This window comes from Sphingorhabdus sp. SMR4y (assembly GCF_002218195.1).
Classification (GTDB): domain Bacteria; phylum Pseudomonadota; class Alphaproteobacteria; order Sphingomonadales; family Sphingomonadaceae; genus Parasphingorhabdus.
This window is the reverse complement of record NZ_CP022336.1, coordinates 2,585,230-2,598,092: the sequence shown is the minus strand read 5'-3', so window position 1 is coordinate 2,598,092 and position 12,863 is coordinate 2,585,230. Positions and strand designations below refer to the sequence as shown.

Annotated in this window: 9 protein-coding genes, 1 tRNA gene and 1 pseudogene; 2 read left to right on the top strand and 9 right to left on the bottom strand. The window is 56.9% G+C overall.

Annotated elements, in window-relative coordinates; all coding sequences use genetic code 11:
- Positions 1 to 11 precede the first annotated feature (11 nt).
- The 8 genes and pseudogenes from SPHFLASMR4Y_RS12520 to SPHFLASMR4Y_RS12485 all read right to left on the bottom strand — a co-directional run bounded on the left by SPHFLASMR4Y_RS12520 (position 12) and on the right by SPHFLASMR4Y_RS12485 (position 9,132).
- A complete protein-coding gene (locus SPHFLASMR4Y_RS12520; RefSeq protein WP_089133840.1) occupies positions 12 to 1,244 on the bottom strand; it encodes an alginate export family protein in 1,233 nt (410 codons plus the stop codon).
- A 47-nt stretch (positions 1,245 to 1,291) separates the two neighbouring features.
- Positions 1,292 to 3,019: an ABC transporter ATP-binding protein gene (locus SPHFLASMR4Y_RS12515; RefSeq protein ID WP_089133839.1), complete on the bottom strand. Its 1,728-nt coding sequence runs from the start codon at positions 3,017 to 3,019 to the stop codon at positions 1,292 to 1,294.
- Positions 3,020 to 3,029: 10 nt separating this feature from the next.
- On the bottom strand, positions 3,030 to 4,097 hold the full coding sequence (locus SPHFLASMR4Y_RS12510; protein WP_089134875.1) for an ABC transporter permease: 1,068 nt from the start codon (positions 4,095 to 4,097) through the stop codon (positions 3,030 to 3,032).
- Positions 4,098 to 4,125: 28 nt separating this feature from the next.
- A complete protein-coding gene (locus SPHFLASMR4Y_RS12505) occupies positions 4,126 to 5,436 on the bottom strand; it encodes a CmpA/NrtA family ABC transporter substrate-binding protein (RefSeq protein WP_260806965.1) in 1,311 nt (436 codons plus the stop codon).
- A gap of 356 nt (positions 5,437 to 5,792) precedes the next feature.
- On the bottom strand, positions 5,793 to 7,010 hold the full coding sequence (locus tag SPHFLASMR4Y_RS12500; protein ID WP_409928896.1) for a CmpA/NrtA family ABC transporter substrate-binding protein: 1,218 nt from the start codon (positions 7,008 to 7,010) through the stop codon (positions 5,793 to 5,795).
- The gene (locus SPHFLASMR4Y_RS12495) at positions 7,007 to 7,588 is read right to left on the bottom strand and encodes an ANTAR domain-containing response regulator (RefSeq protein WP_089133837.1); all 582 of its coding nucleotides are present in this window, start codon (positions 7,586 to 7,588) and stop codon (positions 7,007 to 7,009) included. The genes SPHFLASMR4Y_RS12500 and SPHFLASMR4Y_RS12495 overlap by 4 nt, the downstream gene beginning before the upstream one ends.
- A 226-nt stretch (positions 7,589 to 7,814) precedes the next feature.
- Positions 7,815 to 8,447 (bottom strand): annotated as a pseudogene (locus SPHFLASMR4Y_RS12490) (tyrosine-type recombinase/integrase).
- Positions 8,448 to 9,045: 598 nt separating this feature from the next.
- Positions 9,046 to 9,132 (bottom strand) — tRNA-Leu (locus SPHFLASMR4Y_RS12485).
- Positions 9,133 to 9,389: 257 nt separating this feature from the next.
- Between SPHFLASMR4Y_RS12485 and SPHFLASMR4Y_RS12475 the strand changes: the two genes are divergently transcribed.
- Entirely contained in the window at positions 9,390 to 10,325 is a 936-nt protein-coding gene (locus tag SPHFLASMR4Y_RS12475) for a complex I NDUFA9 subunit family protein (RefSeq protein WP_089133835.1), read from the top strand.
- A 22-nt stretch (positions 10,326 to 10,347) separates the two neighbouring features.
- Here SPHFLASMR4Y_RS12475 and SPHFLASMR4Y_RS12470 read toward each other — a convergent pair whose 3' ends face one another.
- Positions 10,348 to 11,142, bottom strand: coding sequence for an undecaprenyl-diphosphate phosphatase (locus SPHFLASMR4Y_RS12470; protein WP_089134873.1), 795 nt, complete (start codon positions 11,140 to 11,142; stop codon positions 10,348 to 10,350).
- 266 nt (positions 11,143 to 11,408) lie between these two features.
- On the opposite strand from SPHFLASMR4Y_RS12470, the gene SPHFLASMR4Y_RS12465 reads away from it, so the two are divergent.
- The gene (locus SPHFLASMR4Y_RS12465) at positions 11,409 to 12,863 is read left to right on the top strand and encodes an NAD(P)-dependent oxidoreductase (RefSeq protein WP_089133834.1); all 1,455 of its coding nucleotides are present in this window, start codon (positions 11,409 to 11,411) and stop codon (positions 12,861 to 12,863) included.

Genomic DNA, 12,863 nt, shown 5'->3' with positions numbered 1-12,863 from the left:
AATTCCAGTTGTTAGAAACGATATCCCAGCCGCAGCCAGAATTTCTCGGTATCGACGGCAAAGCCGTCCGCATTGTAATTGGCGTATTTCAGGCCGACGCTGACAACGTTGATCTTGAAATTGAGCGCTGCATCAAATTCCGTGCCGTAGTCGATACTTCCCGCATCGCTGCTAAAATCATGATAGGCTGCGCTCGCGGTGACGCCGCCGAGCAGATTGAACTTCTTGGCCACGCTGACATATTTGTCTTCCAGACCCGCCGGTGGTGTGCTGAGAAAGACGTCGGCCCAACCGTTGAACTTGTGCAGCGTCGCAAGCGGGGTCTGGAAACGGTTGCCCGCGCCATCGCTGCCCAGCCGTTCATACCCCAGCTTCAAGCTGAAACCGGAATAGGACGTGCCAACAGAACCGGCGATATAGTCGACGGAGTAGTCGGCGGGGTTGGCTTTATAGTCCTTCTGCACGGCATAGCTGCCGGCCAGGTCCAACGCAAAACCCTCGGCGACCGGAAGCTTTGCCGTTGCACGCAAACCATAAGTGGCGCTGGAACTCAGGGAAACCGGCTGACCTGCGTCAAAGTCGAGCAAATAGGCAAAGCTTTTCAGATTGAGCGGACCAAGTTTTGCGCCTGCGCCCAGAAAGATAAAATCCCCGTCAAAGTCTTCACGCACACCGGCATCCGCACCGAAAATGGTCCGCTGGGAAATCGCGTAAGTGGCTTCCAGCGTCAGTGGCTTCAATGCTGTCAGAGATCCACTGACAGCATCAAATGTCTGCTCATTCTGCCGCCAGCCTACGCTGCCGACAAAACGCTGGTCGTCAATATTAATCCTCTGGCGCCCTACGGTAAGGCTACCCTTGTCCTTTTTGGCGAACTGCAGTTGAATGCGGTTCAGTTCGATATTTTCAGGGTCGGCCACGACGGAATACGGTTCGACGCCGTTGCCAATATTGGTGTCGTTATAGTCGTTGATGATTCCCAGCGTCGCTTCACTTTCAACCAGAAAGGACAGCCCGATATCACTGGCCAATTCCAGTCCGGCCCGTGTCCGCATTGTCAGGGAGTCCGCACTCGATAGCGGCTGGTCAACATGCTCATAGGCGAGCCGAGCGTCGAATATCGGGTCCAGTGTCAAGCCTTCGGCAATGATGACCGGATCGCCCGTCTTGGCCTGCGCAAAGGAAGGTGTCGCCAGTGCGGCTCCCGCCAATGCTGCATATGAAATTATATTTCTTTTTTTCATTTTCTTCCCCGTTTAAGAGCTACTCTCTTGCCGGGCATCCTCTCTGTTCAGGCCGCTTCTTGCTGCGCGCTCTTGTTCGGATTTCCATGTTCATATTCGGCGAGGAACTGCAGGACTTCCTGCCGGTAGGCATAGAATTTCGGATGTTCGAGCAGCGCTTTGCGGTCGCGGGGTCGCGGCAGATCGACATCGAGTATCTTGCCGATGGTGGCCTGCGGGCCATTGGTCATCATCACCACGCGGTCGGCGAGCAATATCGCCTCGTCCACGTCATGAGTGACCATGATGGCCGTTACTTTCGTGCGGTTCCAGACCTCGATCAGGACGTCCTGAAGATCCCAGCGGGTCAGGCTGTCCAGCATGCCAAACGGCTCGTCGAGCAATAGTAATTTGGGTGACAGGGCAAAGGCGCGGGCGATGCCGACCCGCTGCCGCATGCCGTTCGACATATCCGCGGCCATCTTATCCATAGCATCACCGAGACCGACACGATCGAGATAATATTCTATGATATCCTTGCGTTCCGACCGCGACGTATGTGGATAAACCCTCTCCACTCCGAGCGCGACATTCTGCCTGGCTGTCAGCCAGGGCATCAGCGAAGGCGCCTGGAACACCACAGCCTTGTCGGGGCCGGCGACATCAATTTCGCGGCCATCCAGAATGATCCCGCCGTCGCTGATCTCGTTCAGTCCGGCGGCCATGGTGAGCACCGTGGATTTGCCACAACCCGAGTGGCCGATCAGGGAAATAAATTCGCCCTTGTCCATAAGGAGATTTACGTCCTCGACAACCGTGAGCGGGCCTTTGGGCGTTGGATAGATTTTCTTCAGTTTGAAAAATTCGAGATAGCGGGTCGTGATCGGACTTTGTGCCGCGTCGAGATAGGCCTGCGGCAAGTTCGTTCTCTCGACTTCTTGCGCGCCTGAAAGGTCGAGGGGCTTGATATCCGGCAGGTTGGCGAAATCCGATGCAATGGCTTTCTGATCGTGGCTCAATATATCAAGATAACCGACAATCGTGTTGCGAAGCGTTTTATACGCCGCATCGTCGTTCATCGCTTCGCGTTCCCGGGGGCGATCTATTTTTACATCGAATATCTTGCCAATGGTTGCCGAAGGGGCGGGGGTCAATATTGCGACCCGGTCGGCAAGCAGCAAAGCTTCATCGACATCATTTGTGACCAGAACGATGGTCCGTTTCTCATGTTTGCGGATGCGCTCGATCTCGTCCTGCAATTTCGCCCGGGTCAGTGCATCGAGCGCCGACAAGGGTTCGTCCATCAGCAAGATTTCAGGTTCCATCGCCAGTGCCCGGGCGACCGCGACGCGCTGCCGCATGCCTCCCGATAGCTGAGCCGGCTTGCGGTCCATGGCATGGTCCAGCCCTACCAGTTCGATCTTCTGCTTTACCAGCGCCGCGCGTTCTTCCTTTGATTTATCCTGATGAACGGCATCTACAGCCAATGCGACATTGGCCTGAACGCTCAACCACGGGAAAAGCGAATAGCTTTGGAAGACGAGGCCGCGATCCTTGCTCGGGCCTTTACAAGGCTCGCCTTTGACCAGCACTTCACCTTCATTGGCTTCGGTCAGACCGGCAATGCAGTTTATCAATGTGGTCTTGCCGGCGCCGGAAAAACCGAGAATGGCGATAAATTCGCCGTCGGCGACATCGAGGTTGATTTTGTCGAGCACATCGGTTTGCGTTCCCGATCCGTCGACAAAGGATTTGCTGACGTTTTTCAAAGACAGGACGGGTAGAGGATTGGTCATGGTTTTCCCCTCAAACCGTACGATTGCGACTGGCGAAATTTTGTAGCAGCATCATGATCCGGTCGAGCAGGAAGCCGATCAGACCGATCACGATTACGGCGAACATTATTCGGGCCAATGACTGACTCGAGCCATTCTGGAACTCATCCCAGACAAATTTTCCGAGTCCTGGATTTTGCGCGAGCATTTCCGCGGCGATCAGAACCATCCAGCCCACCCCCAGGGACAGACGCATGCCGGTAAAAATATAGGGGAGCGCCGAGGGCAGCACCAGACGGGTCAGCTTGGCGAACCAGCCGAGGCGAAGCACCTTGCCGACATTGAGCAAATCCTTGTCGATCGACGCTGCGCCTATCGCCGTATTGATCAGCGTCGACCAGAGCGAGCAAAGCATCACGACAATTGCGGAAATCACGAAGCTCTTTGGCAGGCTCGGATCGGGATCGGTCATCGTTGCCGAAATCACCATCGTCACAATGGGGAGCCAGGCGAGCGGGCTGACCGGCTTCATTATCTGCACGATCGGATTGATCGCGGCGTTGAACGTCTTTGACAGACCGCAGATCAGGCCGAGCGGCACAGCAATGATGGTGGCCAGAAAAAACCCGAGCGCAACCGTCGCCAGAGAAGTCCATATCTGGTCGAGAAATGTCGGGGGACCACTATATTCAAAATTCCGGGTGGCGCTGCCGCTGGCGATTGCAGCTTCATTGCGGGCATCCTGAGCCGCATAAAATTCCGCTTTCTGATCTTGCGCAGCGGACCATTCGTCAAAAAGCGCAACGCCTTGAGCGGAGACTTCAACCGGCCCTGGAAGGCTGCCGAGCGATGTATCCACCTGGGGTGCGAGCGCAGCCCACAAGGCGAGAAAGGCCAATATCCCTATTGTCGGAGCCGCGAGGCCTTTCAGCCAAACCAGGATTTTCTTCGGGTCAAGCGGCCAGCTTTTTGCAGCCTTGAGGGACCGCTTTGCCGTAGCAACCGGATCAACGGCAGCATCGATACTGCCAACTGCCCCTTTTGCAGGAGAATTCCCGCCATTATCGCTATGGACCTTATCTGCAATGACGGTAGCCATGTCTTTGTTTCCTTTGTTCATCAGCAGCTTAGTTAACGCCGGCAGCGGTCACTTTCTGACCGGCCTTCAATCCGATGGGAAATTTGGCGAGATAGGCATTGGGCGACTTGCCGTCGTAGACGATGTTATCGATGAAGCCTGATTGCTGGTCCTTGAAACCGTCGGTTTCCGGTATGCTGTCGGCGGGAATCACGCCTTCATCTGCCAGCTTTCTGGCCGCCGCGAGATACAGGTCCGGTCGATAGACCGCTTTCGCGGTGTCAAAATACCATTGATCCGTCTGGTCTTCAGCAATCTGTCCCCAACGCCGCATCTGGGTGAGATACCAGATCGCGTCGGAGTAGAAGGGGTAGCCGGCATAGTCGTTGAAGAAGATATTGAAGTCGGGTGCCGGCCTCGTGTCGCCAGGCTGAAACGTAAACTGACCGGTCATTGAAGCGCCGATCACGGCTTCGTCCGCTCCGACATAGTTGGGGCGCGCCAGAATCTTCACCGCTTCTGCACGGTTCTTGCCGCCATCCACATCCAGCCATTGCTGTGCCTTGATTATTGCGCGCAATATGGCGGCGGTGGTTGCAGGATATTTTTCTGCGAAGTCCTCGCGCAGTCCGAGGACTTTCTCGGGGTTCTTTTTCCAGATTTCATCATCGGTAATGACCGGTACGCCGATCTTCTTCTGTACCGCTGCCTGGTTCCAGGGTTCGCCGACGCAATAGCCATCAATCGTGCCCGCCTCCATCGTTGCCGGCATTTGCGGTGGCGGCGTCACGGACAAGGCCGCCTCCGCGCCGACTGTTCCGGCCACGTCTCCCGCTGTATAATAGCCCGGCTCGATCCCGCCCGCTGCAAGCCAGTAGCGCAATTCGTAATTATGCGTGGAAACCGGGAAGACCATTCCCATTTTGAACTGCTTTCCCTGCTCCTTGTAGCTCGCGATGACCGGCTTCAGGACAGAAGCGCTGATCGGATGCTGCGGCTTCCCGTCGGCATTTTTCTTCAGCCCCGGCTCGATCTGGGCCCAGACCTTGTTTGACAGGGTGATCGCATTGCCATTGAGGTCGAGCGAGAGCGGGGCGATCAAATCCGCTTTTGTCCCGTAGCCGATCGTTGCCGCCAGTGGCTGCCCGGCCAGCATATGCGCGCCGTCAAGCTGCCCGCCGATCACACCGTCAAGCAGCACCTTCCAGTTCGCTTGCGGTTCAAGAGTAACGTTCAGCCCTTCTTCGGCGAAAAAGCCCTTCTCCTTGGCGATAGCCAGCGGCGCCATATCGGTGAGCTTGATGAAGCCGAGTTTCAGGGACGGCTTTTCAATCGCACCGTCTATGGTTGAAGGCTTCACTGACTTGCCGCTATTTGACGAACTGTCACCTTCGCTTCCGCATGCGGTCAATGACACTGCGCAGACAGCCATGAGAAGAAAATTGCGGCGGTTCGATTTCATTGCTCAATCCCTTTTTCATTGTCGGGCAACGCAAGGGTGGAACGAAAAAAACACACAAAAAAACCGCCTCAAGCAGCAGTCCTTCAGACTGGCTTGGGCGGCGACATTGCCTATTCGATTGTAGATCGTTCTACCATGCGCTTGCCCGCCATTGGACAAACCGGTAAATATGATGCCGAGGATTTCCCCGACCCGAATCAAATAACATCAGCGGGCTGAAAAAGGCAAGTCAAAATATTGCGTTGCAGCAAAATCTAGGAATTAGGCAATGATTCCAGATAGTCTTCAACTTCCATTGGATCAAAGACACGGCCATCGAAAAACGGATTGGCCCCCAGCGTCAACCGCCCCTGAGTCGAACCGACCGGCAAGCTTCCGGTCACGCTGCCTTCCAATTTGGCATTGGCACCGGGCATCGGAGTGTCGAGTCCCTGCAGCGCCGAGCGATAGACATTGGGCCGAAAAACCTGTTCGGCGCGCAGTTGATCCTTCGCATCATAGGGAAGATGATCCCATCGCAGCATTTGGGAATAGAGCCACGCCGCCTGGCTTTTCCAAGGGAAGTTCGCCGCCTCCCGATACTGGAACATGAAATCCGGAACATCCGTCGGCGGCGCGCCGGCGGTGAGCATGATACGGTCTGAAATAGCCCGGTTTATCAGCTTTGCCGAACCATCCAGATAGTCCTTGCGGGCCAATATTTCGGCGTTGGCATCCCAATTTTCCGGATCGACAAAATGCTTGGCTGCCAAATGCAACGCCCGAACCAGGCGTTCAATCTTGTCGCGATGATCGTCAAGCTTCCCGGCAGGCATGGCAAGCACCTTTTCAACCCCGCGCCGCCAGATTTGCGCCGTAACCAGTACGATCCGGCCGACGCCGCGTTCCACGGCAACGCTATTCCACGGTTCGCCCACACAAATTCCGTCCACCTCGGCATTGGCCAGTGCGTCAGCAGCGAACGGCGGTGCGATTGTCACGATATCGACATCGGTGTCAGGCGCGATACCGCATTGTGCCAGCCAGTATCGCAGCTTGTAACTGTGGCCGGAATAACGGTGAACAACACCGAATCGAAGGCGTTTTCCTGTCCCCGCGCGAGCAGTGATCTCGGCCTTCAGCTTCTCTCCGACCGACACCGGATCGCCGAGCCTGCCGACGGGCGCGACCTTGTCGGCCAGAGCATGGGACATGGTAATTGCGTTGCCGTTCAGGCCCAGGACAAACGGAACAGCCAGAGCCTTTGCCGGACGGCCGCGGCCCAGCGTGGTCGCGATCGCAAGCGGCGCGAGCAAATGCGCTGCATCGGTGTGGCCATAGAGCAGCCTGTCCAGCACCGAAGCCCAGCTGACGTCCCGAATGAGATTGAGTTGCAGTCCCTGTTCTTCGGCAAAGCCGTGTTCCCGGGCCAAAATCGGCAACGCCGCATCGACCAGTGGCAGAAACCCGATATTCATTTGATCGATGCTCACAGCCCGCCTCCCAATAGTTTCTCGGCCGTGACGATAGCCTCTGCGACTTCCGCCATGCGTTTGTTGCTGTTCATGGCATGATTGCGCAGCAGTTTGTGGGCTTCCGGTTCGCTTATCTTGCGCTTCTGGATCAGAAGCCTTTTGGCATTGTCAATTATCGTGCGATCGGACAGCGCATCGCGTGCCTCTTTCAATTCGCTTTGCAGCCGTGAGAAGGCCTGAAACCGCCTGACCGCCAAATCAAGAATCGGTTTCATCCGGCGCTGTGAAAGTCCATCGACAATATAGGCAGAAACCCCTGCATCAATCGCTGCGGCAATCGTCTCTTCATCCGATTGCTCGACAAACATGGCGATCGGTCGCGAAACCGCGCGACTGACAGCAAAATATTCCTCCAGCATATCGCGGGATGGATTGCCCAGGTCGATCAGAATGACATCGGGGTCAATCGCTTCAATCGCGCGCGCCATTCCCGAACGCTCCGAAATCACAAAAACATCGCGCTCGCCCACTTCGGCAAGCCCGTCTTCTATTATTGCCGCGCGAACGGGGTTTTCATCAATAACAGCGATACGCAATTGCGACTCCGATTGCGGAAGTGAATTCAGGCAGTCTAGCGTTTTTTTGTTCGCAGGTGCAACATGAACGATCGATTAGTTATTGAGGCATTAATTGTGGTCGCCCCTTTCCGCTTCGGAGCACAAAAGCACACAGTCCGCAAATCACCCCAATCGTTGCCGTAGATTGTGAATTCCATATGGTCTGAGAACGGTCGCCCAGACCCTCTGGGCAACCGCTCTAGCTTCAGATTTCAGTCTTCTCCGCCAAGGTAAGGGCATCCTCAATGTCGACGCCGAGGTATCGGACGGTGTTCTCGATCTTCGAATGGCCCAGCAAAATCTGGATTGCACGGATATTGCCCGTCGCCTTGTAGATGATCGACGCCTTGGTTCTTCGAAGCGAGTGGGTATCATATTCCTCTGGTCGCAGACCTATTGCTTCCACCCCCTCATCAACTAGCCGGGCATATTGGCGCGTGCTGAGATGGCGCGAATGATCGATCCGACTGGGGAAAACATAGTTCTCAATAGAGCCACCTCGCAGTTCGAGCCACGCGAACAAACTGTCTCGGCCGTCTGATGCAATTTCAAACTGAACCGGCCTCCCCGTCTTGCGCAGGGTGATCGCTGCACGCCTCCGAATATCAGGGCCGCTCACCAGGTCGCCGATTTTCAGCTCGACGAGATCACATCCTCTCAGCTTGCTATCGATTGCAAGATCAAAGAGTGCTCGATCTCGAACGCGCTTTTCGCGATCAAGAAAGAACCGGATCGCCCAAATCTGTTTCTGATTGAACGGGCGCTTGGGTCAGATCTTGGCACCAAAGTTCCAAGGCACGCGGCTTTGGGCCGCAGGATCATATTGTGAATACGTCATCTTCATTCTCCTTGGCCGGAATGGCCCCGAAGAGTGTCCGCTTTCAAAGACTAAGAATCTGTGTATTTTCGTCATAGATTGGGGTGCGAAGCGGACACCAGATCGAGCAAAGGTCAAGGTTCGCAACTGGAGCGACACGCATCGTGTTTCAAATGTCTCTCTTTGAGGCCAGAGTGGAAGTTAGCAATGGAGGTCATTGGATAATCGTGCCGTTCACCTGGGTACGCAGAAGCAGACGCTTCATTTACATCGAGCCAGCATTCTTCGCGACCCACATTGGGCTTTGGCCCGGCAAATACAGTGAAGGGCACGAGGCACCGATATTCATCCCCTGTCAGCATCGATCGCCATAAGGGGCTTATATAATCGCACGGCCTACTGGGATGAACGGGCGGATATGATGCAGTGGTGGTCCGATGAGCTAGATTCTCTCAAGCTGCTCAAGTCGCCCTAAGGCGCTGCTATCAGAGTTGAAAAGTGGCCCCCAAAAGCAGCGAATACTGACAATCAGCAACGATCACTTGTGAACATAGAAATTCATATCATGGCTTATTTTTAAAGAGTTATGATGCTCTACGAACACTTGCGAACGTATATCTGGTGCCCAGAAGAGGACTCGAACCTCCACATCCTTGCGAATACATGCACCTGAAGCATGCGCGTCTACCAATTCCGCCATCTGGGCCCATGCAGGCGGTGAACGTTGTGATACCACCTGATAGAGGCGGGCGATTAGCCGCTTGATGGTTCTGCTGTCAATGATTCATATCGGCAAAAATGCAAAGCCGGCGGTCGCCGTGCCGCCGGCCCGGCGCAACGGGGGCGGTTGCGGGCAGTGCGGCGGAGAAAATTATGCTATCATGGATCGGGAATCGCCTGTTGCGTCACCCGCCCGGCTGGGGCAGAGGCATTTGGAAACCAGGACATGAGTGGAAGACGGACATGGATCTTGACGGACAATTGATTTGCATTTTTGGCGGCGGCGGATTTCTCGGCCGCTATGTCGCGCAGGCGCTGCTGGAGCGCGGCGCGCGGCTGCGCGTGGCCGAACGCAATGTCAAAAATGCGATGCATATCAAGCCGCTGGGCAATCTCGGCCAGACGCAGTTTGTCAGCGCCGACGTGACCAAGGCCGACAGCGTTGCCCGTGCGGTCCATGGCTGTGACGGCGTGGTCAATCTGGTCGGCATATTGAACGGCAATTTCGAGGCCGTCCATGTCGCAGGCGCGCGCAATGTTGCGCAAGCCGCAACCCGCGCAGGTTGCCGGACCCTGCTGCACATGTCGGCGATCGGCGCCGACACGCAATCGCCCTCGCGCTATGGCAAGAGCAAGGGCGACGGCGAAGCAGCGGTTCTCGAAGCTTTTCCCGGCGCAATCCTGTTCCGCCCGTCCATTGTCTTTGGCCGGGAAGACCAGTTCATCAACCGCTTTGCCGCGATGATCCAGATGCTGCCGATCATTCCGGTCATCGGCAGCGAGACCAAATTCCAGCCGGTCTTTGTCGCCGATGTTGCCGACGCAGCGGCCGAGGCGCTGAGCCATCCGGAAGATTTTGCCGGCCAGACCTTCGAGCTGGGCGGTCCGGAAGTGATCAGCATGGGCGATCTCAACCGGCGGATCGCCGAGATGACCGGCCGCGAACGGACCTTTGTCGAGGTGCCGGATGCCGCCGCCAGAATAGTGGCGATGCTGCCGGCCTCGCCGATCACCACCGACCAGTATAAGATGCTGCAGAAGGACAATGTCGTTTCGGCCGGCGCCAGGGGACTGGACAGTTTCGGCGTCGCCCCGACCCCGCTTGCCGCCGTAGCCAATGGCTGGATGGAAAAATATACCGCACACGGCCGCTTTGGCGCCCGCGCCAAGGCCAGCTAGACGCGGTCGAACAAGAACGGACCTAGAAGAGCGCGAGCAGCGCGATACCCATGGCCACCCGGTAGACGACAAAGACCATCATCGAGGCCTTGCGCAGGAAACGCATCAGAAAGGTCATGGTCGCCAGCGCCGCCAGAAAGGTCAGCGCGCCGGTGATCAGCGCTTCCTTGAGCAATGCGGTACTCGCCCCCATCAGGTCGGGAATGATCAGCACCCCGGCACCGGCCACCGCCGGTATCGACAGCAGGAAGGAAAAGCGCGCCGCCTCGACCCGCGTATAGCCGAGGAAACGGGCCGCGGTCATGGTCACGCCGGAACGGCTGGTGCCCGGCACCAGCGCCAGAGCCTGCGCCAGGCCGACGATGATACCGTCCTTCAGCGTCAGTTGCTCGAACGATTTGACCTGCCGCCCGAAGCGGTCGGCGATGCCCAGCAGCACGCCGTAGACGATCAGATTGACGGCAACCAGCGTGGTGCTGCGGAACCCGTCCAGATAGCCCCCGGTCTTGAGGAACAGGCCGACGATGACAGCCGGAATCGTGCCGAGTATGATCCACCAGAACAATCTTTTCTCGGCTGGCGCCTGGCCGATGCCGATGGTGGCCAGCCCGCCGCGCCCCAGTGACCAGACATCCTTGAAGAAATAGGTGATGATTGCGAGCAGCGAGCCGACATGGACGGCAATGTCGATCATCGGCCCCTGGTCGGCATAGCCGGTGAAGACCGGCAGCAGGATCAGATGGCCGGATGAGGATATCGGGAGAAATTCGGTAACGCCCTGCACGATTGCGAGAAGCAGCATTTGGATGAAGGTCATGAACAGCCTGTATTTTGGTTTGCCGTTCAATAGCTTTTCAAAATCTGCTTGTCGTGAGGAAAATATAGGTCCGTAACGATACCATTTGTCTAATCAGAAATATTTTTCCGCCTCAGCCCGAAGAGCTTATAGGATATTATGACATATATACTGTCCTATATGACAATTTGCGCGTGACTCCCGCCGTTTTTTTGGCTAGTCCAACAGAAACATCCCGGGGGACGGGCTGTTCTGATCATCAAAAATACGGAAAACGAGTATCTGGCATGGCAAAAAGCCCGCAGAAATTGGAAATGCTGAAATTTGTCGAGGAGGGTCAGGCCTATCCCGAAAAGCGCGAACCCGATCTGCGAGCGGAAGATTTCCGGGAAATTGCCGACCGCTATGCGCCGGACAAGGCCGCAGAACAGGCCGCCCGTTGCTCGCAATGCGGCGTGCCCTATTGCTCTGTCCACTGCCCGCTGCACAATCATATCCCCGACTGGCTGCGGCTGACCGCCGAGGGGCGGCTGCGCGAAGCCTATGAAATGTCCAATCTGACATCGACCATGCCGGAAATCTGCGGCCGCATCTGTCCGCAGGACCGTCTGTGCGAAGGCAATTGCGTGATCGAGTTCTCCGGCCATGGCGCCGTCACCATCGGCTCGGTGGAGAAATATATCACCGACACTGCCTGGGAAGAAGGCTGGATCGAACCGCTGCAGCCGGGTCGCCCCCAGGGCCAGTCGGTCGGCATCATCGGTGCCGGACCGGCCGGCCTGACCGCGGCGGAATATCTGCGCGTCGCCGGCTATGAGGTCCATGTCTACGACCGGCACGACCGCGCCGGCGGGCTGCTGACTTACGGAATCCCGGGCTTCAAGCTGGAAAAGCATGTGATCATGCGGCGGGTGCAGCGGCTGAAGGACGGCGGCATCCACTTCCACGAGAATTTCGAAGTCGGCCGCGATGCCACGCTGGAAGAATTGCGCGAGAAACATGACGCGATCCTGATCGCGACCGGCGTCTACAAGGCGCGCGATATCCAGATGCCGGGAGTGGGGGCGCCGGGAGTCGAGGAAGCGCTCGAGTTCCTGATCGCCTCCAACCGCAAGAGCTTTGGCGACACCGTTCCCGATTTCGACAATGGCCGTTTTGATGCCAAGGGCAAGAATGTTGTCGTCATCGGCGGCGGCGACACTGCGATGGATTGCGTCCGCACCTCGATCCGGCAGGGAGCGAAATCGGTCAAATGCCTCTACCGCCGCGACCGCGCCAATATGCCCGGTTCACAAAATGAAGTGCGCAATGCCGAGGAAGAGGGCGTCGAATTCGTCTGGCTGTCCGCCCCAAAAGCGGTCGAGGGCACCGACCATGTCACAGCGGTCAAGGCGAACAGGATGCGTCTTGGCGCGCCCGATGCCAGCGGCCGCCGGTCGCCGGAAGTCGAACCGGACAGCGATTTTACCGTCGAGGCCGATCTGGTGATCAAGGCGCTCGGCTTTGATGCAGAAGACCTGCCTCGCCTGTTTGGTTCGCCGGACCTCTCCGTCACCCGCTGGGGCACGTTGCGCGTCGATCACAAATCAATGATGACCAATCTCGAAGGCGTCTTTGCCGCCGGCGATATCGTCCGCGGTGCCAGCTTGGTCGTCTGGGGCATCCGGGACGGCCGTGATGTCACCGAACATATGCACCGGTTTCTGAAAGAGAAGAAGCTGGCGGATAAGGTAGCGGCCTAG